The sequence below is a fragment of the Mesorhizobium sp. WSM4849 genome (assembly GCF_055811385.1).
Genome location: NZ_JBVVPW010000027.1, coordinates 41280 through 64011 on the forward strand (window position 1 = coordinate 41280; position 22732 = coordinate 64011).

Annotated in this window: 14 protein-coding genes and 2 pseudogenes; 13 read left to right on the forward strand and 3 right to left on the reverse strand. The window is 60.5% G+C overall.

Annotation, left to right across the window (positions count from 1 at the left end; all coding sequences use genetic code 11):
• Nucleotides 1–82: 82 nt before the first annotated feature.
• The 5 genes from AC0L3L_RS26225 (at nucleotide 83) to AC0L3L_RS26245 (ending at nucleotide 6743) form a co-directional block, all read left to right on the forward strand.
• Nucleotides 83–1978, forward strand: a complete 1896-nt coding sequence (locus AC0L3L_RS26225; RefSeq protein ID WP_473639829.1) for an ABC transporter ATP-binding protein — start codon at nucleotides 83–85, stop codon at nucleotides 1976–1978.
• The gene (locus tag AC0L3L_RS26230; protein WP_473639832.1) at nucleotides 1975–3873 is read left to right on the forward strand and encodes an ABC transporter substrate-binding protein; all 1899 of its coding nucleotides are present in this window, start codon (nucleotides 1975–1977) and stop codon (nucleotides 3871–3873) included. The genes AC0L3L_RS26225 and AC0L3L_RS26230 overlap by 4 nt, the downstream gene beginning before the upstream one ends.
• A 2-nt stretch (nucleotides 3874–3875) precedes the next feature.
• Nucleotides 3876–4874: an ABC transporter permease gene (locus tag AC0L3L_RS26235; RefSeq protein WP_473485762.1), complete on the forward strand. Its 999-nt coding sequence runs from the start codon at nucleotides 3876–3878 to the stop codon at nucleotides 4872–4874.
• Nucleotides 4871–6052, forward strand: a complete 1182-nt coding sequence (locus tag AC0L3L_RS26240; RefSeq protein ID WP_473639834.1) for an ABC transporter permease — start codon at nucleotides 4871–4873, stop codon at nucleotides 6050–6052. The genes AC0L3L_RS26235 and AC0L3L_RS26240 overlap by 4 nt, the downstream gene beginning before the upstream one ends.
• A gap of 211 nt (nucleotides 6053–6263) precedes the next feature.
• On the forward strand, nucleotides 6264–6743 hold the full coding sequence (locus tag AC0L3L_RS26245; RefSeq protein WP_473485761.1) for a class I SAM-dependent methyltransferase: 480 nt from the start codon (nucleotides 6264–6266) through the stop codon (nucleotides 6741–6743).
• Between the two features lie 37 nt (nucleotides 6744–6780).
• Here the strand turns inward: AC0L3L_RS26245 and AC0L3L_RS26250 are convergent, their stop codons facing one another.
• Nucleotides 6781–8196, reverse strand: a complete 1416-nt coding sequence (locus AC0L3L_RS26250) for a DUF5939 domain-containing protein (RefSeq protein WP_473485760.1) — start codon at nucleotides 8194–8196, stop codon at nucleotides 6781–6783.
• A 189-nt stretch (nucleotides 8197–8385) separates the two neighbouring features.
• On the opposite strand from AC0L3L_RS26250, the gene AC0L3L_RS26255 reads away from it, so the two are divergent.
• The 3 genes from AC0L3L_RS26255 (at nucleotide 8386) to AC0L3L_RS26265 (ending at nucleotide 11386) form a co-directional block, all read left to right on the forward strand.
• The gene (locus AC0L3L_RS26255) at nucleotides 8386–9210 is read left to right on the forward strand and encodes a hypothetical protein (RefSeq protein ID WP_473639836.1); all 825 of its coding nucleotides are present in this window, start codon (nucleotides 8386–8388) and stop codon (nucleotides 9208–9210) included.
• A gap of 57 nt (nucleotides 9211–9267) precedes the next feature.
• Nucleotides 9268–9792 (forward strand): GNAT family N-acetyltransferase, encoded by a 525-nt coding sequence (locus AC0L3L_RS26260; RefSeq protein WP_095483612.1) that lies wholly within the window; start codon nucleotides 9268–9270, stop codon nucleotides 9790–9792.
• 208 nt (nucleotides 9793–10000) lie between these two features.
• A complete protein-coding gene (locus AC0L3L_RS26265) occupies nucleotides 10001–11386 on the forward strand; it encodes a hypothetical protein (RefSeq protein WP_473639839.1) in 1386 nt (461 codons plus the stop codon).
• Between the two features lie 91 nt (nucleotides 11387–11477).
• Here the strand turns inward: AC0L3L_RS26265 and AC0L3L_RS26270 are convergent.
• A pseudogene (locus AC0L3L_RS26270) lies at nucleotides 11478–11749 on the reverse strand (adenylate/guanylate cyclase domain-containing protein); the annotation flags it as partial.
• A gap of 351 nt (nucleotides 11750–12100) precedes the next feature.
• On the opposite strand from AC0L3L_RS26270, the gene AC0L3L_RS26275 reads away from it, so the two are divergent.
• Together AC0L3L_RS26275 and AC0L3L_RS26280 are read left to right on the forward strand one after the other, a co-directional pair.
• A complete protein-coding gene (locus tag AC0L3L_RS26275) occupies nucleotides 12101–15400 on the forward strand; it encodes an ATP-binding protein (protein ID WP_473639841.1) in 3300 nt (1099 codons plus the stop codon).
• Nucleotides 15401–15418: 18 nt separating this feature from the next.
• Complete coding sequence (locus AC0L3L_RS26280) at nucleotides 15419–16099, forward strand: redoxin domain-containing protein (RefSeq protein ID WP_473528301.1); 681 nt, start codon at nucleotides 15419–15421, stop codon at nucleotides 16097–16099.
• Nucleotides 16100–16137: 38 nt separating this feature from the next.
• Here AC0L3L_RS26280 and AC0L3L_RS26285 read toward each other — a convergent pair whose 3' ends face one another.
• The gene (locus AC0L3L_RS26285; protein ID WP_473639843.1) at nucleotides 16138–19116 is read right to left on the reverse strand and encodes a trifunctional glycosyltransferase/class I SAM-dependent methyltransferase/polysaccharide deacetylase; all 2979 of its coding nucleotides are present in this window, start codon (nucleotides 19114–19116) and stop codon (nucleotides 16138–16140) included.
• A gap of 160 nt (nucleotides 19117–19276) precedes the next feature.
• Here AC0L3L_RS26285 and AC0L3L_RS26290 point away from each other — a divergent pair.
• The 3 genes and pseudogenes from AC0L3L_RS26290 to AC0L3L_RS26300 all read left to right on the forward strand — a co-directional run.
• A pseudogene (locus tag AC0L3L_RS26290) lies at nucleotides 19277–19407 on the forward strand (IS110 family transposase); the annotation flags it as partial.
• Nucleotides 19408–20034: 627 nt separating this feature from the next.
• Nucleotides 20035–20700 (forward strand): hypothetical protein, encoded by a 666-nt coding sequence (locus AC0L3L_RS26295; RefSeq protein ID WP_473639845.1) that lies wholly within the window; start codon nucleotides 20035–20037, stop codon nucleotides 20698–20700.
• 7 nt (nucleotides 20701–20707) lie between these two features.
• A partial coding sequence (locus tag AC0L3L_RS26300) for an OmpA family protein (protein WP_473639847.1) occupies nucleotides 20708–22732 on the forward strand: 2025 nt, incomplete at its 3' end.

Below are 22732 nucleotides of genomic sequence, written 5' to 3' on the forward strand. Positions count from 1 at the left end.
AGTTGCTCTAGGCTGGCAATGCGCTAGTCTCGCTTTCTGGGTCTGCCGCCCGGCAGGCTGCCAGAGTCGGGCTGATGTGAGAATGAATTCGGGTGTTGATCTGCTGCGGATCGAGGATGTTGGCATCTCTTTTGCCCTTATCGGGGGACCGTTGCATGCCGTCAGGCGTGCAAATCTTCGCGTCCTGCCCGGCAAGGTTACCGCGCTTGTGGGCGAGTCCGGTTCCGGAAAATCGGTTATAAGCCAGGCAGTGATGGGCATTTTGCCGAAGACAGCCCATGTTCGCGGCCGTATTCTGTTTTCCGATCCTGAAAAGCCCGGCACGACGCAGGATATCCTGCAGATGCCGCGTGACGGACCCGATATCCGGGCGTTGAGAGGCAGCCGCATCGGCACGATCTTTCAGGAGCCGATGACATCGCTGTCGCCGCTGCACACGATCGGCAACCAGGTCAGCGAATCCCTGCAGGTTCATAAGCCCATGGCTCGGGCAGAGCGCAAGGCGCGGACCGAGGAAATGCTCGGCCTTGTCGGCTTTCCCAATCCCAAGCGCGCCTACGACATGTATCCCTTTGAACTTTCGGGAGGATTGCGTCAACGCGCCATGATCGCCATGGCGCTTATCTGCCGGCCCGCCTTGTTGATCGCCGACGAGCCGACGACGGCGTTGGACGTCACCATCCAGGCGCAAATCCTGCAATTGCTGCGCGGGCTTCAGACCAAGCTGAACATGGCGATGCTACTGATCACGCACGACCTCGGCGTGGTCGCCAATGTCGCCGACGAGGTGGTGGTCATCTACCATGGCGAGATCATGGAAGCGGGACCTGTCGAGGCGATATTCCGCCGGCCAGGTCACCCTTACCTGAAGGGCCTGATGGCAGCCGTTCCGCATTTCGACCTGAAGCCTGGCGAAAGGCTAAAGGCGCTCCGCGAGGTGCCGGTGAATGTCGGGAACCTGCTCGGCGAGCAGACTGCGCCGGCATCGAAGGGGCCGGACGACATCCTGCTGTCGGTCAGGGATCTGAAAAAGACCTTCACCACCCGCAAGTCCGGATGGTTCGGCGGGGATCATCAAACCTCTGTTCGCGCCGTGGACAGCGTGAGCTTCGATATCAGGCGGGGTGAGTGCCTGGGTCTGGTCGGCGAAAGCGGCTCCGGCAAAACCACCGTCAGCAAGATCCTCATGCGGGCTGTCACCCCTAGCGGCGGCTCTTTGATCTTCAACGGCCGCGATGGACCGATCGACGTCTTGGAAGCCGAGGGTGACGCCCTGCGCATGCTGCGCGCGAAAATCCAGATGGTCTTCCAGGATCCGGTTTCGTCGCTTTCACCTCGCATGACGGTGGAGAACATCTTGAGCGAGCCGCTGGAAATCCATCAGCGTGGCAATGCCGCGTCCCGACTCGCCACGGTCAAGAGCCTGATGCAGGCAATCGGGCTCGATCCGCGCTTCATCAAGCGTTATCCGCACAGTTTCTCCGGCGGGCAGCGTCAGCGTATCGGCATCGCGCGCGCGTTGGCTCTGGGGCCTGAGCTCCTGATCTGCGACGAGCCGGTTTCGGCGCTTGATGTCTCTGTCCAGGCGCAGATCCTGAACCTTCTGAAGGACCTGCAGAAGGAATTGGGCCTGACCTACCTGTTCATATCCCACAACCTGGCGGTGGTGGACTACATGGCAGACCGCATCGCGGTGATGTGCGGCGGGCGTATCGTCGAGCTTGCGCCGCGCGAAATTCTACTCAGGAAACCGGTCCACCCCTACACACGCTCACTGGTCGCCGCAGTACCTTTCGCCGATCTCGACAGGCCGATGGATTTCAAGACGCTGAAGCTCAGCGGCGCTTCCGACACCAGCGCATGGGGACCACAATTCCGCGACGAGAGCGACGAGGATATGCTGTCACCGCTCGATCTTGGCGGCGGCCACCTCGTGCTGGCGCGACGTTCGGCCGATGTCAGCGAGCTACGCCATTGATCAGCCGGCGCACCGTCCTTGGACTCATGGCTTCGGCATTTCTGCCGGGCACGTTGCGCGCCGGCGATCTGGAGCCGGAATTTCTTCAGCCGCAGCTGAAGGCCAAGACGCTGCCGGCACTCGCCGAACGCCTGCCCAAAAGCCCGCGCGCGTTGAATCTCGCTGCGATGGGCCGGCAGCCCGGCCAGTATGGCGGCACGCTGCGCACGATCATCGGCAGCCAGAAAGATATCCGGATGATGACGATCTACGGGTATGCTCGCCTGGTCGGCTATGACGAAAAGCTTAACTTGCAACCCGACATTCTCGAAAGTTTCGACGTAGCGGATGATCGCATCTTCACTTTCAAGATTCGGGAAGGGCATAAATGGTCTGACGGTAGCCTGCTGACGCCGGAGGATTTTCGCTATTGCTGGGAAGATGTCTGGCTGAACGATGAGCTTTCGCAAGGCGGGCTTGCCCCGCCCCTGCTGGCGGACGGCAAGCCGCCACGCTTCGAGATCGTCGATCCGTCGACGGTCCGCTATAGTTGGGATGCGCCCAATCCCGACTTTCTGCCCAAGCTCGCTGCTGCTTCGCCGCTATCGCTTGTTCTGCCGGCCGCCTATCTCAAGCAGTTTCACAAGAAATACCAGGATCCATTCCGGCTCGCCGGCCTAATGAAGGAGAACCGGGCCCGGAAATGGACGCTCCTGCATATCCGCATGTCGCGGCAGTATCGCCCGGAGAACCCGAAACTGCCGACGCTCGATCCCTGGCAAAACCGGACCAAGCCGCCGGCCGAGCAATTCGTCTTCGAGCGCAACCCGTTCTTTCATCGAATAGACGAGAATGGCCGGCAACTGCCCTATGTTGACCGGATTGTCATGAATGTCAGCTCGCCGGCGATCATTTCCGCCAAGACCGGTGCGGGCGAGAGCGACCTGCAAAGCATGGGAATTGACTTCACCGACTACTCCTTCCTGAAGGATGCGGAGAAGCGCTACCCGGTGAAGATGCATCTCTGGAAACGCACCCAGGGTTCGCGGCTGGCGCTGCTGCCCAATCTGAATTGTGCCGACCAGGTGTGGCGTGGCCTTCTTCGTGACGTGCGCGTGCGCCGCGCCCTTTCGCTCGCTGTGGATAGGCGCGAGATCAATCTGGCCGTGTTCTACGGACTGGCGCAGGAAAGTGCCGATACGGTCCTGCCGGAGAGCCCGCTCTACCGGCCGGAATTCGCGAAAGCCTGGGTCGCCCATGATCCCGACCAAGCCAATGCCCTGCTCGACGAGGCCGGGCTTCAGACGCGTGACGATGACGGCCTGCGGATACTTCCCGATGGACGCCCTGCGCAGATCATAGTGGAAACGGCCGGCGAAAGCACGCTGGAAACCGACGCGCTCGAACTCATCACCGATCACTGGCGCAAGATCGGGATCGCCCTGTTCATCCGGACTTCGCAGCGCGATATCTTCCGCAGCCGCGCGCTTGGCGGCCAGATCATGATGTCGATGTGGTCGGGCATCGACAATGGCGTGCCGACCGCCGACATGAACCCGTACCAGCTGGCCCCCACCATCGACGACCAGCTGCAATGGCCGCTCTGGGGTGCTCACTACTTGTCTCATGGCAAGGTCGGTGAGGCGCCCGATCTTCCGCCTGTGGTCGAGCTGATGGCTTTACTCAAGCGCTGGAAGGCATCGACCGAAGCCACGGAGCGCGCCGAAATCTGGAATTCAATGCTGTCGATCTACACCGATCAGGTGTTTTCGATCGGCACCGTGAACGGAACGCATCAGCCGGTTCTGGCGTCATCGCGGCTGCGCAATCTGCCTGACAAGGCGCTCTACGGCTACGACCCGACCGCCTATTTCGGTGTCTACATGCCGGATACATTCTGGCTTGGAGAGTCCTGAGCGTGTTTCGATATTTTGTCTGGCGCATCGCCGTGATGGTTCCAACGCTGCTGGTCATATCGGCGCTGGTGTTCACGATCATCGAACTTCCCCCAGGCGACTATTTCGACAGCTATGTTGCCGAGCTTCGGGCTCAGGGCGAAGCGGTGGATTCTGATCGCATCGAGATGATGCGCAAGGACTATGGTTTCGACCAGCCACCGGTTATTCGCTACTTCTACTGGGTCGGCGGAATGCTACAGGGCGATTTCGGCTATTCCTTCGAATATGAGCTGCCGGTCCGCGACGTCGTCGGGGACCGAATGTGGCTGACGGTGCTGGTTTCCTTCGTCACGATCATCTTCACCTGGCTCATCGCCTTTCCGATCGGCATGTACTCCGCCACGCATCAATACAGCTGGGGCGACTACGGCCTGACTTTCTTCGGCCTTCTCGGCCTTGCCATTCCGAACTTCATGCTGGCGCTGATCCTGATGTATTTCGCCAACATCTGGTTCGGCACATCCATCGGCCATCTCATGGACCAGCAATATCTCGGCGAGCCGATGAGCTGGGCCAAGGCGAAGTCGATCCTCGCCCATCTCTGGATTCCGGTCTTGATCATCGGCACCGGGGGCACGGCAAGCATGATCCGGCGGCTGCGCGCCAATCTGCTCGATGAGCTACACAAGCAATATGTCGTGACCGCGCGCGCCAAAGGCCTTCATCCGTTCAAGGCGCTGGTCAAATACCCGCTGCGCATGGCGCTCAATTTCTTCATTTCCGACATCGGCTCTATCCTGCCGGCCATCATCTCCGGCGCCGAAATCACGGCGATCGTGCTGTCTTTGGAAACGACCGGGCCGATGCTGATCAAGGCGCTGCAAAGCCAGGACATGTATCTGGCAGGGTCGTTCCTGATGTTCCTCGCCTTCCTGACGGTCATCGGTGTCCTGATTTCCGATCTGGCGCTGGCGCTGCTTGATCCACGAATTCGTTTGCAGGGCGGCAGCACCAAATGAACACGCATTCGCCGCTGCCCGCTCCGGGTGCTCCACTTCAACACTACGTTTCCACCGCGCCCATTGACCTGCAGTCGGTCGAGGCGATGACGCCGGAGCAGTCGAAGGTCTTTCAGGCGTCGCAGTTACGGCTGATGTGGTGGAAATTCCGGATGCACCGGCTTGCCGTTATATCCGGCATATTCCTGGCAGCGCTTTATTTCGGGATACTGATTTGCGAGTTCCTGGCGCCCTACAATCTGCACACGCGCAACATGGACTACATCTATTCGCCGCCGCAGCGGGTGCACCTGTTCCACAACGGCCAGCTCGTCGGGCCGTTCGTCTATGGCCGCCAGATGACACTTGATATGGACACGCTCAAGCGGAACTACATCGAGAATCAGAATGATGTTCAGCGGATCCGTTTCTTCTGCAAGGGCGACAGTTATCAGTTCTGGGGCCTGATCGAAGGTGACAGGCATTTTGTCTGCCCTGCCGAAAACGGCCAGCTCTTTCTAGCCGGCACTGACAGGCTGGGGCGCGATGTGCTCTCGCGCATCATCTATGGCGCACGCATTTCGCTGACAATCGGTCTCGTCGGCATCAGTTTCAGCTTCCTGCTCGGCATTGTCATCGGCGGACTGGCCGGCTATCACGGCGGTATCTTCGACCTGATCGTTCAACGGATAATCGAAGTTCTGCAATCGATCCCCAGCATTCCGCTATGGCTGGCTCTGGCGGCGATCATGCCGATAACCTGGAGTCCGATCCTGATCTATTTCGGCATCACCGTCATCCTCGGGCTGCTCGACTGGACTGGACTGGCGCGGGCCGTGCGTTCAAAGCTTCTAGCCTTGCGCGAGGAGGATTACGTTCTGGCCGCGCAATTGATGGGCGCCAGAAGCAGCCGCATCATCGGGCGGCATCTCATTCCCGGCTTCATGTCGCATCTGATCGCGACGGCGACGATCTCCGTACCCGGCATGATTCTGGGCGAGACGGCGCTGAGCTTCCTCGGGCTCGGCCTGAGGGCGCCGATAACCAGCTGGGGCATCCTGCTCACCGAGGCTCGCAGCGTCAGCGTCATCGCGTTCTATCCATGGCTGCTTTTGCCGATGCTCCCCGTCGTTCTCGTCATCTTGGCGTTCAACTTCCTCGGCGACGGCCTGCGGGACGCCGCAGACCCCTACAAGTGAGATCGCTATTCCGCCGCGCGCCGGGCCGCCGACTCCACCCGGTATGATCCTTGTCGGCGGCCTGTTCGGTTGTTGCAGTGTTCATCGGTCGCCTCTATATGTGCCGAGACGCGATCGGGGTTTAACACGGGCCCTCGGGGTTCACCCGTGAACCGTTCTGGTCGCGGGCATTGCCGATCTCTTGAGCTGGTTTCAGGACACGCAAACGCATATGACTCGCCTCGAGAATTTCATCAGCAGGATGACCGCACAGCGCGACATTCTCGATCAAGTCTGCCCCGAGGTGGCGAAGATGGAAGGGCTGGTGCTTGAGCTCGGCCTCGGCAATGGCCGGACGTTCCACCATCTGCGCGAGCGCCTGCCCGGACGCCGGATCGTGGTGTTCGACCGCGCACTTGGCGCACACGCCAGCTCAATTCCCGAAGCTGAAAACCTCGTGCTCGGCGAAATACGCGAGACGGCGAGCAGGTTCATTGGCATCGACGCGGCTCTTGTTCATGCCGACATCGGCACCGGCTATGACGATCGCGATGCAGTGACCTCTACCTGGCTTCCCGATCTGATCGCGCGCCTGCTTCGCGTCGGTGGCATCGCGGTCAGCGGCACGCCGCTCGATCACCCGCTGTTGCAATATCTCCCGCCACCGCCTTCGGTGCCCGCCGATCGTTATTTTGTCTGCAGGCGCGTGTGAGGAGCCGAGACGACTCAAATCTTCAGGGGCCAAGTCTTCAGGGGATCGTATATACTGCTATCTCCCGCGCAATGCCGCGCAGCGAGACCTCGTGGGGTACGGGCGTCAGCGCGTTCCTGTGCAACAGATCGGCGGTGAGATTGTCGTCGACCACCGCACGAGTGGCGAAGATCGCCTGTGCGTTGGCAAGATTCTGGACCCGCGAAGCAATATTGACTGTCTGGCCGAAATAGTCCTGTCGCTCGTTCATAGACACGGCGATGCAGGGGCCGGCATGGACTCCGATCTTGAGCAGCAGATCCTCGCGCCCGCTCTTGTCGTTGAGCGCACGCATGGCATCGCGCATCCTGAGGGCCGCAGCAATCGCACGATCAGGCGTCGCGAAAGTCGCCATCACCGCATCACCGATCGTCTTCACCACCGCGCCTGCCTCCGCCGCGACGATCTCGTGCAGAACCTGGAAATGCACACGCACGAGATCGAATGCTGAAAGATCGCCCACCCGCTCGTAAAGCTCGGTCGATCCGCGCAGGTCGGTGAACAGGAAGGTCAGGCTGGTGATCTTCAGGCGCTGGTTGATGTCGAGTGTATCCGTGCGATAGAGATCGCGGAACGTCTGGTTAGTGAGCAGGCGCTTGGCGGTCAGGAAGGGCCGGCGTTTGCCCAGGAAATCATGCAATTCCTGGCCGGCGATGAAGACCGTCGGCAGCACGCGGGCGTCGGTCCTGTTTTCCAGCGAAATGCGCAACGGGCCGGGTTGCATCTCCAGCGTCTGGTTCTGGACATGGTCGCGGTCAAAGACCAAAGACAGGCTTCGGCGCTCTTTTGTTGGTTCGCCCTTCCCGTCGATGAACTGCACTGAATGGGTGACCGGCTCGAAGACGATGATGAATTCGGACGGAAGCTGTATGGGCAGAACCGCCTTTTCACCGGGGGCAAGCTCGATATCCTCCAGCGAGAACGCTTCTATCTTTTTCGCGAAATCCTCTTCCGGCAGATCGACGCCGGACCCCCAGTAGATCTGGCGGAAGTATTCCATCAACGGCAGTTCGTGTGGATTGTGGGCGGCAATTCTGCGCACGCGGGGACTGACGGTGAATGTCACCTCGACCATCTCGTCGAGGGTCGGCGAATAGCCCTCGGAGCACAGCGCGCAGGTGTATTCATCCTTCTGCAAGGTTTTCAGCGTGGCGTTGGTGTCGAGCACGCCGCCACAGCCGGGGCACAGAACATTCCAGGAGATGTCGAAGATACCCACCCGTGCCGCATGGAGAAACGCGCTTATGGCGCGTTCCTCATCGAGGCCATGCTTGCTGGCGAAGGCTGGCGCATTGATGCGGCAAAGTTCGCGGTCCTTGCCCTCCGCGATGGTTCGCTTGATCGCGTCGATTGCCTGCGGATCGACATCGGTCGATTGCCGCAGAAGCGAGAACAGATCCTGAGCTTCGTTCATCGTGCAGGCTCCGGAAAATGCGCCCCGAGGCGTCTTTGCTCCGAGTTCTCCATCTTACTTCGAAACGGATCGTACGGCCATTCGAATAGATAAGCCTGGTGACAGTTCAATTTCCATTCGGCGGATTTTCACCGGCCGCAAGCGGCACTATGATGGTCCACGGGGCATTCATCTTTGGGACTTTCTCCCATGCCGACATCCAGCAACCCGCCATTTCCCGCGGCCCTGCGCCTTTTCTCTGTGGTGGTCATCATCGTGCTGATAGTAGGCGCCGGCCTGTTTTTCGCGCCTGTGCTGGTCAAGCCGCGCTGGCCTTGGGCCGTCACGCCGTTCAATGCCCGCTTCCTCGGCGGCTTCTACACCGCCGAAATGGTCGTGATGGCGGCGCTGCTGGTCTGGAATCGCTGGTCGCCCGGCAGGCTCGTGCTCGTCATGGCGTTCATCTTCACCGTCATCGTGTCGGTGGCTTCGTTCATCAATCTCGGCTATTTCAACTTCGAGCGCAAAGCGCCCTGGCTCTGGTTTTTAGTCTATCTCGCTTCGGTCGCGGTATCCGGGCTGTTCCTGTGGCGGGCCAGGGCCCGTCCTTCTGCAAAAGGCGTGACCTTAACCCCCGCATGGCGCGGCTACATGCCGGTGGAATCGGCGATCCTTGGGCTCTATGGCGTCGGCCTGTTGCTGTTTCCCCTGACATTCGGCAGCATCTGGCCATGGCCGATCGATGCCTTCCACGCTCAGGTCTACAGCGCCATCTTCCTGGCCGGTGCGGGCGGCATATATCTCGTCTGGAGAAGCGCGCCGCGCGAGGAACTGCTGGTGCTCGGCTTGGCGCAGTTTCTGGTTGGCCTGCTTGCCATCCTTGGCCTCGTTATCACCGACGCTGCGGTGGATCGGATCGACTGGACGGCGACCGGGACATTGTGCTGGCTCGCCCTTTTCGGCTGGATCGGCATCAGCGGCGTCTTCAAACTCTACGCCGCCTCCCGGTATTTTAGCTCGCAATCGGCATCATAGTTGCAGAGACGGCTGGATTTTCAGGTAAGGTCCGGTGCATCGTTCGCCGGGAACGCCATGACCAGCACGACCTCGCCATCCTCGGAGAAAATCCAGCCGCAGCTCCGGTCCGTCCGGCTAAGCGATGCGGAGGCGCTTTGCGCTATCTTCAACATGCCGGGCTTCCGCTGGGGCACGCTGAGGATGCCCTTCGAGATGGTGGAGCAGGTGGAGCGGCGCATCGCCAAGTCCGGCCAGGAAACCACCTGGATCGTTGCCGAGTTGGACGGCAAGGTCGTCGGCCATGGCAGCCTGGTCGTGCAGGGTTCGCCGCGCCGTTCGCATATCGGCGAGATCAATATCGGCCTTGACGATGCCTTTGTCGGCAAGGGTATCGGCTCTGCCATACTCGGCGCGCTGCTTGACGTGGCCGACAACTGGCGCGCCCTGAAGCGGGTCGAATTGACCGTCTATGCCGACAACGAACCGGCCGTCCGTCTCTACACAAGCCACGGCTTCGAGGTCGAAGGCCGGCATGTGAAGGCTGGTTTTACCGACGGGCAGTACCACGACCTCCTGAGCATGGCCCGGCTGCGGTTCTGAGATCCGCTGTTTGGCCTTAACTGTTTAGCCAATCTAACAATTCGTGCCGAGTCGACGAACCGGCGATTGCTCATGGAGAACTCCGTTGGATACGGTCAATTTCGTCTCACACCATCTTGATCGAGTTGACAATCTATCTGTGGGCCGGTCGCATCCAGCAAGTCTGGTCTCCCTTGGCGTTTGCACCGCAAGCGGCTAGACGGGACCAATGACCGCCGTCTTTGACCCAACCCCTACGCCTCCGGTGGAAATTCTGGCTGTGCTGTCGCTGCTCTGCCCGGAAGTCGTGCGTGACATCGAGCAGAACTGGAATGCACCAGTTTCCGATTACGCTCGCCATCTGTGGCGGCCGGTGGCAAGGCCTGCATCGGGCCCGGCGATCGCTGCCCGCTCGATTCTGCGCGAAGTCCTGCATCAGCGCCTTGGTGTGATCATGCAGCCTGAAGAGATCGGCAAGGCCCTTGAAGAGTTCGAGCACAGACCGGTGATTCAGTCCGGCCTGCACTGCCTGCTTCTGATGGACCGGATCACCTTCGATGCCCTCCTGCTTGCCTGGCTCGGCGCGGTCGAAAACGGGCTGTCGGCCTTCTTCGGCTTCATGGGAACGACGATGACCATGGAGACAATTGGCCGGGAGGGGCCGGGATGGCTCGATGTCGGTGACGACAAGGTCAACCTGTTTGGCATGGGGCGCCACAAACTGTGCCGCAAAAGCGCCTGCGTGGCCGGTCCCGTCTCCCTCAACAAGCGCGCGCTCGAGGCGGTGGGCGATGAAACGGATGCCAGCCGCTGGCTGGGCACATTGCTTGCCAGCCAGGACAAGGTGTTTGGAACCGCCGCCGATGCGCTGACAGCCCTCAACGAGGATCTGGTCGCCGATTGGGATCGTTCCGGCATGGCCCTGCCGGTTTTCATCGATGATCGGCTCGCCGCGGCTGCCATGGCGCGGCATCTTGAATATGACGGCAGCCTTCTTTCCAGGCTGCTCATTGAGCCCGCAAGGCGCCAGCGTCTCGAATGTGCCTTGCAAGAGGCCGCATCAAGCCCATTTGGCAGATTCCTGCCCAATGCCACGGCCTATTTCTGGGGCATCCGCGAGGAGCGCGTGCGCAAGCTCGTCCTCGAGAACGGGCACCTGATCGAACCTGGCAGGCCGCATGGTCTTTCCATCCCGTTCGAGCGGCCGCATCTCAGGCAGGCGCTGCTGGACGGCGTGCTGCTGCCGAACTTGTTCCTGATGTTCCTCGTCCTTGCCATATTGCCGCGCGTGCGGGTTGTGGGCGGCCTGAGACAGATTGGTTATGTAGCGCTTTTCCACTCGATCCTGCTGGCTGCGCTAGACGAAAACGCGTCGGAAGAGCGCGATCTGGCTGCGGAGCTGCAGGTTCGGGAAAATGCCTGGGGCATGCGGGTCATCGACGAAAAGATCTCGGTCCGCGAGCAGCTTGCCGGCCTGCCGGAAGGGGCGCTCTTCCCGGACCTGCTCCGGCTATACCGTTTGCGGACATTTGCCGAGACGACCGACGACCTGAAGCTGGTTCGCGAAAACGCCCGATGGCGCAAGATCGGCCAGGCAGAGATCAAGGCGAGCTGAGCCTTCAGTTGATTTCCTGGTGCGCAACCGCAAGCGACGGCGATCTATCGGTGAGCCTCTGGCGTCTGATCCGGCCGGTAGGCCTCACCTGTCATTGCACGACCCCGGCCTTGCGGAGCCCATCCACCAGTGTTCGAAATCGGCAGGGTTCTTGTAGGGCAAGACTTTGCGACGGTATTCCAGCGAATAGTCGGGATTGACGCGAAGCACATCCTGCCATGCCGCGCGGGCCTCGGCGAAACGGGCCAGATGGCCGTAGCTGGCGGCCAGAAGCGCGCGCGAGACGTCGGTGACAGCGTTGCGAGCCAGCCGTTGCATCAAGAGGTCAACGGCCTCTTCGTACCTTCCTAGTTGACAGATCGCTGCGCAGCGCCCGCAACCTCGCCAAAGTACGATCTTCGTCCGCGCTCGCGAGCCGACTGTATCCGACCACATCTGCAACCAGGATTGCGACTAGCTTACGATTCTCGCTCATGGCTGTCTCCTCATCTCCACGAGAGCAGGAAGACGGAGGGTAAGAGAGAACTTTCGCAACGACGGCCACGCAGCCGCGCGAATCGGCAGCGCTCTGCCACCGGACCCAAACGGATCGCTCGATGCCCATTTGCGCTGCCGCTTGCCGGTCGACGGCTATCGGTGCATCCTTGTGAATAGCCTGGCCGTGAAGTGCGTAGCGAGATCACGCCGCCACGGCCCCTAGTGAGGTCTGGTTCGATGGACTGCTCGGGCTGCGGTTTCGAGGTTGAGGGTGGTTACGCCTTCTGTCCGAGGTGTGGCAGGCGCCAGCCCGTGCCATGCGTCAGTTGCGGCTACCCCTGCGCACCTGATTTCGAGTTCTGTCCGAAATGTGGGGCAAGCCTCGGTGCGCCCGCAAAAGCCGTCAAACGGCCTGCTCCGACACCAAGCCGGGCCATTGTGCCGCCTTCTCGAACTCCGTCGCTGCTTCCGAACATCGAAAGCGAAGAAGGGCTGTATCCCGTCTCTGACGCCGATCGCCGGACGGTAACGGTCCTGTTCGCCGACCTTTGCGGCTTCACGACACTCAGCGAGCAGCTTGACCCCGAGGTCATGCAAGCGCTGCAGAACGAGCTGTTCAAGGAATTGACGGCGGCCGTGCGAAACTTTGGTGGTTTCGTCGACAAATTCATCGGCGATGCGCTGCTCGCTTTGTTCGGTGCGCCGGTCGCGCATGAGGACGATCCGGAACGTGCGCTTCGCGCCGCTCTCGACATGATCGCCCGGACGGCGCGGCTCGGCGAAAGCACCCCCCACTCCGGCTCGCCTCTGTTACTCCATATCGGCATAAACACTGGTCCGGTCGTTACTGGCGGATTGGGCATCGGCACCGCCAAATCCTATTCGGTGACCGGCGACACAGTGAATACGGCACAACGCCTGCAATCGCTTGCCGCACCGGGTGAGGTGCTGGTAGGCGAGCTCACTCACAGGCTGACCCGGCATGCCTTCTCTTACGAGTCGCTGGGTGATGTCGTGTTTCGCGGCAAGGCTGGCAGTGTGCTCGTCCATCGACTGGATGCACCGCTTGCGGCGCCGCGTGCAGCGCGTGGGCTCGAGGCGCTCGGCCTCAGTGCGCCGATAATAGGTCGTGGTGCGGAGCTCAATAGAATGCTGGCGAGCCTTGACCAGGCGTGCGGCGGCTCGGCCCAACTTGTCCGCCTCGTCGGAGAAGCCGGTATCGGGAAATCGCGGCTGGTGAAGGAGTTCGTCGCCCGCGTCGGCGACGAGGATCGTTTTCGCAACGTCGCCGTGCGGCTGGCCACGTGCTCACCGCTGGGCGAACAATCATTTGGCGCCTTGGGCGCAGTGGTGCGCAGCGCTGCCGGGATGATGCAAAACGACAATGGGGACGAAATGCGGGGGAAGCTCGCAGGCTTGCTTACCGATCTCGGCCTGCAGGGCGAGGAGGCGAAGCGGCTGATGCCTTTGCTCTACCATGTGCTCGGCCTTGGCGACCCCGATGCCACCTTGCAGCATGTCGAGCCCGAGCAGCTGCGGCGGCAAATTCTCTACGCAGTCCGCACAATCGTCGAACGGCGGCTTGCGTTGTCGCCGCTGTTGATTGTCGTCGAAGACCTGCACTGGGCCGACGCCGTGTCGCTCGAGGCACTGCGTTTCGTGATGGACAGGTTGGAACGCACGCGGTTGATGTTGCTGGTCACGCATCGTCCGGCGCCGGACAACGGCCAGCTCGATTCAAGTCGGGTCAGTCACACAGCGCTCAGGCTTTCGCCGCTCAACAATGATGACGGACGCAGCCTGCTGGCGGCGCTTTTCGGCGAGAGCTGGGTAAACTCCGCAGGAGGGCTTCTTGACCAGATCCTCGAGCGCGCGGGCGGCAACCCCCTTTTTTTAGAGGAGATCGTCCGCGGCCTTATCGATCGCGGTGTACTGATGCGCGAGGGCCAGCGATGGCGGACTGTGGCAGGCGAAGTCGCAACCGACATTCCCGCCACTATCCAGGCAATGTTGCTTGCTCGCGTCGATCGGCTGCCCCAAGAGGTGCGCCGGTTGGCCCAGGAAGCCGCGGTAATCGGCCCGCGCTTCGATGCCACACTTCTGAAAGCCGTGACATCCGATCCCGGCCGGCTAGAAGCCGGCTGCGAACTGCTTTGCGATGCGGAAATCATCGAGGAAGTTGCCGGATCAGGCTCGGTCTCGTCGCAAAGCTACCGCTTTACGCAAACATTGCTGCAGGACGTGATCTACCAGAATATGCTCCTGCAACGTCGCACCGACATCCACGGGCGGGTCGGTACTGCCTTGGAGCAACTGTGCGGCGACAAGCCGGAACGGCTCGAGGATTTGACCGTGCTCGGTCATCATTTCGCACAGAGCGCCGAGCGGGAGAGGGGCGCGCGTTACCTGCAGGCGGCGGGCGATCGCGCTCGCATGATATACGCCAACGACGACGCCCTTCGTTTCTACGAGCGAGCACTGACTGCGTTGGGCGCGATCGGGCAAACACCGCTCAAACTGGCAATTGCAGAGCGCATTGCCGATTTGAGCGGCCCGGTAGGCCGCCGCGAGATCGCGCACCACCACTACGAGACGGTGTTGCAGGCATACCGCGAGTCAGCCAATCGTGTCGCGTCGGCGCGAGTTTTGCGTAAGATCGGTCGGCTGCTCTGGGACGTCGGCAAGCGGGACGACGCAGAATCCCGCTATGCTGAAGCGGCAGCGCTCCTCGATGGAGCGGATGCCCCGATCGAGCAGGCGCATCTCTGGCAAGAACGTGGCCGCCAGGCGTTCCGTAGCGGAGATCACGCCCTCGCGGCAAAATGGGCAGACGCGGCGCTGGATTGCGTACGCTCTCTGACAACGGAGCATGTCTCTGAGGTCGGGTGTGATGCCACTCTTGTGACCGCCGAGGCACTTAATACCAAGGCTGTTGCGCTGGCTCGCCTTGGGCGAAACCGTGAAGCGGTGCGTCAGGTTGAGCGTAGCATTGAATTGGCCGAAGCCGCCGGTCTACTGGGCGCGGCCTGCCGCGGCTACACCAATCTCGGCGTGCTTTACACGACCATCGATCCGGCACAGGCGATGGAGGTCTGTCGGCGCGGTCTTGAAGTGGCGCGCCATATTGGTGATTTGGGTTTCCAGGCGCGCCTCCTCGCCAATCTGGCGGTCGCTTGTTGTACTTTCACGGATCGCTGTCCAACGGAGGGCGTGCCTGCTGCCGAGAAGGCCATCGAGATCGACCGGGCGCTCGACCAGCGCGAGCACCTGCCGGTGCCGTTGATCGTGCTTGGGCAGATCCACCAGTGCAACGGCCGTCCGGAACTGGCGATTGGCTTGTTCCAGGAAGCGCTGGACGTAGCCCGCGAAACGGGCGAGCCCCAACTGCTGTTTCCGTGCTATGATGGTCTCGCAACGCTTAATCTCGACCTCGACAATCTGGCCGAGGCCGAACGCTACTTTTCCCTGGCGCAGGGCATATGCGCCCAGCACGGGCTCGACCCGGAAGCGCTTGTGGTGCTGCCTTTTCTCGACTAGCCGGGTTGGAGGTTGGAAATGTCCGCGCGTAGTGACTTGGTACCGCTTCAACCGGGCGACCGTGCGCCGAACTTGGTACTCGACGCGATTACCCAGGAAGGCAAGATCGCGCTTGACGACTTTCGCGGACAAAAACCGGTGCTGGTCGGCCTGTTTCGAGGTCTGCATTGTGCGTTTTGCCGGCGCTATATCGCCGCCCAGGCGCGGCTTGATCCGGAGCTGCGCGAAAAGGGCGTAGAGAGCCTGACGGTGGTCAACACGCCGATCGAACGGGCGCGTCTCTATTTCCGCTACCACCCGATGCCGAATCTGCTTGCGGCCTCCGACCCTGAACGCGCTTCACATCGTGCTTTTGGACTGCCCAATCTCGAATTCACCCAAAACGAGACGATCTGGCCGTACAAGGTCTCGATGGCAGCGGCAAAGGACATGCGGGTCGACATACCAGGCGAGTTGCCCGGTCCGATGGATCCTTTTGCGGCCACCGAAATTCTCAACAAGAAGGACAAGTACGAAGTGACCGAAGCCGACGAGCAGATGATGGCAACGGGACACGGACAATTGGTCGGTCAATTCCTGCTCGACCGGCAGGGGATCGTCCGCTGGAGCTTCACGGAAGTTCCAGAGGGTGGGCGATACATGTTTGGGGCGCCAAGCCCGCAGGAGCTGATGTCAGCCGTGACCCAAGTCGCCCAATAGACTTGCGAACGAGGTAAACGGGCGGGACACTGACAAGTTCACCGCTCTTCGAGTACGGCCTCGACGGTGGCAACAAAGTCATCGAGCGAGCGATCCCCGCGAATCTCGATGCGCGGAAGGTCGATGGGATCGCAATCGAGGTCCGCCGGCCCGTGTCTGCCGCCGAAGCCGATTCGATAGCCGCACTCCTTGGCCAGCCTGCCAAGCCGTCGGTCGGTGACAGAAAAGGGTGCCGCGAACGACGTGGTTGGCCGACCGGTCCACCGTTCGATGAACATATGAGAGCGCAGGAGCTCGGCGGCCAAGTCAGAGCTCGACAGACCATCGATCGCGCGATGCGTCGCCAGATGGCTTCCGAAGAACGCACCTTCGGCGGCGAGGCGTCGCACCGTCCCGGCGTCCATAAGCTGTATCGGCGGACCGCTGTCGGCGTCCCACTGTGCGCTTGCGCCCACCAGGTCCGTCACCAGGAACACTTCCGCGGTCAGGTCGTTCGCGCGCAAGGTCGGCCAGGCATGGTCGGCAAAGTTCTGGAAGCCGTCATCGAAGGTGATGAGCACTGGGCGGCCAACGAAAGGTTGACGGTTGGCGATGAACCATTCCAGCTGCTCGGACCTAATCGCGTGAAAGCCATTGGCGCGCAGCCATGCCATCTGGCTGTGGAATGCGGCGGGCGTGAGCCGAAAACGGGCGAGCGCGGCCGGACCATCCTCGGAGACGCTGTGATACATGAGGACAGGGACACGCTGCCGCCGCTCGCTACGTGCGACGTCGCGGCGCAAGGCCCGCGCCCCGCCCCAGACGATGTTTCGCGCGACCCCGATTTCGATGGGTGCGCGGATTGGGACGTAATCGATTGTCGGTTCCGTCGCCACATCTCCAGGTGAGAGGCGGCGGAAGCGGTCAATGCGATAGAGATCGGTCTGGATCGATCGCTCGAGGACGAGGCCTTCGGTCGCTGCCAGCGTCTCTGAGATCAGCTGGGCCCCAAATGTGTTCCAGTCGAAGCCCGTCCTTTCAACATTGTCACGTAGCACGAATGCGTGTGCGCTGATGAAACTGCCGCCGGGCGCCAACGCCTCGACGATTTTTTTGGCGAAGCGCCGCAACTCGGCGAGATCATCCAGGTAGTAGAGCACTTCCGAACAGACGATCAGATCCATCTCACCCGGCAGCGTGTCCGCGCAGAAATCCAGTACGCCGAACTCAACATTCGGCTGATCGCTGCATCGCGCGCGCGCTCGCCCGATGGCTACGGCGGAGATGTCGGTTGCGGTCAAATGGCCCACGCGCGGCGCCAGCTGCCGCGTGAAGTGCCCCTCCGCACAGGCCAGCTCAAGCGCCCGTCCGATCGGACCGGCAGGCAGAATTTCGAGCTGCCGCTCATATTTTTCCTGCTCATAGGGCGAACCGTAGTTCCAGGGATCCTCGGTCGCGAAACGGCGATTCCAGAACGACGTGCGATCATTGTCGTGCCCATCCGCGGCCGATGCACGGCGCGGCGCTGCAAGCGGCTCTGTAGCTTCGGCGCTCGAGCGAACCAGCCCCCGCGCTTCCGCGGCCAACCGCGCGAGTTTGCCGAAGTGGCTGTCCCGATCGGACCGGCGTCCCGCGATGGACGACAATGCCTCAGCTGCAAACATGTTTGACTTGTCGGCACCGGCGCCCTGTTGCGGGGCATGTACAGGCGATCGCCTCGCAAGCCGCGTGGCACTGTGTATAAGCCGCTCAGGGGGCACGAAATCCCGGGTCAATTCGATCCAATGGCGCCTTGTCACTTTCCCGAGTACGCCGAACTGCACGTGAGCCTCGATCTGGCCATCCATCATCAGATAGGCATAAATTTGATCGATTCCTTCCGGAAGTTCGGTCGAGGCCGGATTTCGAGCGTCGACGCGAATTCCAAGTGTCCGCGCCAGCCTCCGCGGCGCGGCAAGATCGTCGACGTCGAGAAGCATTTGCTCAAGGTAATACTGGACGCGGCGACCCGCGACGGGATTGTCCCAGACCTTGCCGAGTTCGATGATCAACTCGGTGAGGGAGCCGCCGAACCTGTCCCACCTGGCAGCCAATTGCGCTGGCACCGATAGGCTTCCTGCCATAAGGCCATCGAAGGCCACCTTGGCGATCTCACGCGCCCACTTACGTCCTGGCGGGAGCGCGCGCAGGGACTGTGGGTTGATCGAGCGTGAGCCGCAGCCGCAATCGGACGCGGCGTTCCACAACGCGAACCACGCGAGTGCTTCGGAAGCGGTGCGGCCGTTCGCCTCGATCGCTCCATTGGCGTGAGCCGATGCTGGCTGTTTGACCCTGGGATCAGCAGAAAAGCCGCGGGCGATCACGATTTCCGCATCTACCAGCATCTGCGTCGAATTGCGGGTGAGCGAGTTGGGGCTGGCCCGATAGAAAGCGAGCGGCTCGTCGACCATCACCCAACGTTTGCCTAGACGTGCGAGGCGCTGCCACAGATCCCAGTCCTCGCAGGTGCGCAGCGAAACATCGAAGCCGCCCAACTCGACAATTGTCTTCCGGTCGACGAGCAGCGCGTGAGTGCGGATGGGGCACCGGCGCGCGAATGTTTCGAAGGGCTGGGTCGCAACCTCCGTCGGGATGGTCGACGGGGTGAGTTCGCCATCGGGCATCACGCGCCGGGAACCGCAATAGGCGGCGACCGCGTCGGGCGCGGCTTCAAGGGCGGCCAGCATTTTCGCAAGGAAGCCGGCGTCCACCCAATCATCCGCATCCAGAAACATGAGCCAGCGTCCGCGCGCTGTCGAAATCCCGCTATTGCGCGCGCCGGCGGCGCTATACGCGCAACAGCTCAACATCCGAAACCGGGCATCCTGCTCCACATAGCCGGCGACAATCGCGGCGGTGGCGTCCGTGGAGGCGTCGTCGACGACGATCGCCTCCCAATCCACTATTTCCTGATCGAGAAGGCAATCGAGTGCGCGCGCCAGCGTTGCCTCCGCGTTGTGCGCAGGAACCACGATTGAAACCAAGGTTTTATCCGCCACGCCGTCTTACCCGCGCCTGGGTCGGAGGTAGAACAAGAGTCCCGATACATAGCCGGCGATTTCCTGCCAAAGGAAACGGTCCTCAGCGACACTGCGTCCAAACAGTCTCCTGCGAACTCTTCCGAGCCGCCGCGACGCCGCCATTTGGCCGCAGAGCGAGCTTGCTCCTGTCGTGCTACCGATGTTGGAGGCCTGGCGCAGCATTCGCATCCCTGCCGCCGAGCTTGGGCGCCAGCTGTCGCAGAGGGACGTCAAGGCCAAGCATGCCGCATACTCATGTCGATCCCCGGGTCGGCGCCATGACCATAAGCTGCGGTCCGTGGCACCGTGTGAGTGCAATCGCTACGGCAACCTGACGTCTTTTGCAATCGGGGCGCAATAAATGCAAGCCCACTGAAGCGTTGGTGTGAATGACTGCAGCGATTGGGACTATTGCTCCCCTGCTATCGACCGAAACGCCTCGATCCGAGGTGCATTCTCGAACAGCCATTCTCCGTGCGAAAGAAGACGTTCCTTCTACCGTTGGGCCCCGTATCGGATGCTGATCGTCGCAGTATTCAGCCGGGCGCGAGACAGTATGTGCACCGCCAGACCGGTTAATTTAGATATTTCTAATGAATATGCGCTACTTAATTGCGCTCCAGTAGCTATATAGCCTGACATTGTATTACTCATTTCCATAGTAGATTGCGTCCAATGGTCGATTAGATTAGCCGGTTATGGCTGCTATGACAAAGAGATGCGAGAGCGACGCAAATCGGTACTCGTTCATGTTCTGCTAGTCCAAGAGATGTAAAGGGAGGCACGAATTGGCTTAGGTCAAGAAGATTCTGGCTTGCGAGCCGGGTATTTTGCTGACATGCTTGGGCGTTTTTTGGGTTTGCACTGTGGCAGGTGTTCAAATGAAGGGGCATAGGAATGGCTAAGGAATCTTCGAATACCGCTTCTTCAGCAAGTAAAGCGGACGAAAAACTGATAAGCAATGCAGATGGAAACGGGCTGGGTTTCATGGGGGTCCAGGCTCGCGAGAGCGGGGTCCCCGGCGACGCTGTAGGTGTCGACAAGATACGTGATCTGCTGTTCGGCAACCAGATGCAGGACTATGACCGCCGTTTTTCCAAGCTTGAAGAACGGTTCTTGCAGCGCTTCAAGGATGTCGAATCTGAAGCCAAGCGCAATCTTGAAATGTACGAGTCAAATGCAAAGAAGCAGGTCGAATCGCTCGCGGCGCAATTGCGGAACGAAAAAGATGCACGAGCCGAGGCCGACAAGGAGATTGACCGGAATCTTCGCGAGCAAAATCAGGCGCTTGAAAAGCAGGTGCGCGCGTTGTCGGATCAATTGAGCGAGCTTGAGCGCGAAGTCGCGGACCGGATAAATCGAAGCGATCAATTGCTGCGTGAGGAAATCAAGCAAAAGAATGAAAGCATGCAGATGCTAATGGAAAAAATGTTTTCCGATCTCAGCAACGTAAAGACCGACCGAAATCTTTTGGCTGGCCTGTTTGTCGAGGTTGCAAAATGTCTGAATCAGGATCCCGTCGGCAGCAAGAGCAACTCGGAACGTAGTTGGAAAGTGAGTTGATCGGAACTTGACGTCGACCGTCGACCCAATCAGCCTTCCTCAAAGAGCAGCTTCGAGCGATACAGAGATTGATCGCGCCGCTCTGGCTAATCTTTTGGTCGAAATTGCCCGGAACGTTGATCCGGACTATCGTGCGCGTTTCCACGGAGTTCCAACCGCCGATCCTCGCATGGAAACGCTGCGCCAGTTGCTGGTCGGCCGCGAAATTTCGGAGCTTTCACGCGTTACGCACCTGCTCGACGAACCTGAGCAGCTTGCGGCTGCAGTTGGGGGTGTTCTCCCCAGTGCAGCCGCACGTGCGCCTCATGCGCAACTCGGCGAGGCCCTTGCGCCAGCTGTCGAGAGGGCCGTGCAACGGTCCATCCAGAAGAGCCCGCGTACGCTTACGGATATATTATACCCGGTGTTTCTGCCGGCAATTCGCAAGTCGATCGGGGAAAAGATCGATCAGACCTTTCAGTCGCTGAATGAAACTTTAAGACATATATTTACCTGGCATGGGCTCAAGTGGAGATTTGAAGCTTGGAGAACGGGTGCAAGCTTCTCAGAAGTTGTTCTTAAGCATTCTCTTGTATATCGTGTAGAACATGTCTTTCTCATTAACCGCAATTCCGGGCTTTTGATAGCGCATGTAGCTGCCGATAATGCAACGAGTGAAGATCCTCAACTCATTTCGTCGATGCTTAGTGCAATTCAAGATTTTGTGAAAGACTCATTTAACGAGAAAGAACAGAGCGGCCTGGACACTATCCGTTTTGGGGAGCTTCGTCTCTGGTCGGAAGTTGGACCGTTTGCGACCTTGGTTGCGGTGATCCGGGGAAATCCGCCAGAGGAATTACATGAAATAGTTCGCGATGTGTTGCTTCGCATCCATGATGAATGCTCACAGGCTTTAGAGCAGTTTGACGGCGACAGTTCGCAGTTGGCCGGCGTAGAGACGCAGTTGCAGACCTGCGTTGAACTGAAGCAGGAGGAATCAAACCAGGGATTTCCGTGGCTGGTGGTGGCTGCAGTCCTGCTGGTTTTAATTCCGGCAGGCGGTTGGTTCTTTCTTTCCTGGCAATCCGGGCAGCGCTGGCAGGCCTATGTGTCGCGACTGGGGACCCAGCCGGGCATCATCGTTGCCGAACAAAAGATGGGCGATGGCCAATTCTATATTGCCGGCCTGAGAGACCCGCTTGCCGCCGACCCGCAGTCGCTGTTGTCCGGAACGGAGATTGATCCTGCCCGCGTTCATTCGCAGTGGCAATTCTATCAGAGCCTTGATCCGAAGTTCGTGCTGAAGCGACTAACGGCGTCGCTGACCCCGCCGAAATCGGTTCGGCTTTCGATCGTCGAGGATCGCATCGTTGCCGAGGGTGAGGCTCCCGACACCTGGATAGATCGGGCACGCGCGGCGGCCCGACAGCTTTCGGCAGGCGGACCGGTATTCGACATCTCCAAGGTTCGTGATGTGAGCCCCGAAGCACGCGCGGCGGAGCACTGGCAGACTTATGTGTCGCGACTTGAGGCCCAACCGGGAATCATCGTCGCCCAACAAACGGCGAGGGGCGGACATTTCTATATTGCCGGCCTGAGAGACCCGCTTGCCGCCGACCCGCAGGCTCTGCTGTCCGGAACAGGGGTTGATCCTGCTCGCGTTCATTCACAGTGGCAATTCTATCAGAGCCTTGAGCCGGAGTTCGTGTTGAAGCGGCTAACGGCGTCGCTGGTTCCGCCGAAATCGGTTCGGCTTTTGATCGTCGAGGATCGCATCGTTGCCGAGGGTGAGGCTCCAGACACCTGGATAGATCGGGCACGCGCAGCGGCCCGACAACTTTCGGCAGGCGGACCGGTATTCGACATCTCCAGGGTCCGTGATGTGAGCCCCGAAGCACGCGAGGCGGAGCGCTGGCAGGCCTATGTGTCGCGACTGGAGACCCAGCCGGGCATCATCGTTGCCGAACAAAAGGTGCGCGATGGCCAATTCTATATTGCCGGCCTGAGAGACCCGCTTGCCGCCGACCCGCAGTCGCTGTTGTCCGGAACGGAG

What these genes read in the sequence shown, in the direction of transcription:
- AC0L3L_RS26225 (WP_473639829.1), top strand. Translation starts at nt 83, where the DNA reads ATGAATTCGGGTGTTGATCTGCTGCGGATCGAGGATGTTGGCATCTCT.
- AC0L3L_RS26240 (WP_473639834.1), top strand. Translation starts at nt 4,871, where the DNA reads ATGAACACGCATTCGCCGCTGCCCGCTCCGGGTGCTCCACTTCAACAC.
- AC0L3L_RS26245 (WP_473485761.1), top strand. Translation starts at nt 6,264, where the DNA reads ATGACTCGCCTCGAGAATTTCATCAGCAGGATGACCGCACAGCGCGAC.
- AC0L3L_RS26250 (WP_473485760.1), bottom strand. Translation starts at nt 8,196, where the DNA reads ATGAACGAAGCTCAGGATCTGTTCTCGCTTCTGCGGCAATCGACCGAT.
- AC0L3L_RS26255 (WP_473639836.1), top strand. Translation starts at nt 8,386, where the DNA reads ATGCCGACATCCAGCAACCCGCCATTTCCCGCGGCCCTGCGCCTTTTC.
- AC0L3L_RS26260 (WP_095483612.1), top strand. Translation starts at nt 9,268, where the DNA reads ATGACCAGCACGACCTCGCCATCCTCGGAGAAAATCCAGCCGCAGCTC.
- AC0L3L_RS26265 (WP_473639839.1), top strand. Translation starts at nt 10,001, where the DNA reads ATGACCGCCGTCTTTGACCCAACCCCTACGCCTCCGGTGGAAATTCTG.
- AC0L3L_RS26275 (WP_473639841.1), top strand. Translation starts at nt 12,101, where the DNA reads ATGGACTGCTCGGGCTGCGGTTTCGAGGTTGAGGGTGGTTACGCCTTC.
- AC0L3L_RS26280 (WP_473528301.1), top strand. Translation starts at nt 15,419, where the DNA reads ATGTCCGCGCGTAGTGACTTGGTACCGCTTCAACCGGGCGACCGTGCG.
- AC0L3L_RS26295 (WP_473639845.1), top strand. Translation starts at nt 20,035, where the DNA reads ATGGCTAAGGAATCTTCGAATACCGCTTCTTCAGCAAGTAAAGCGGAC.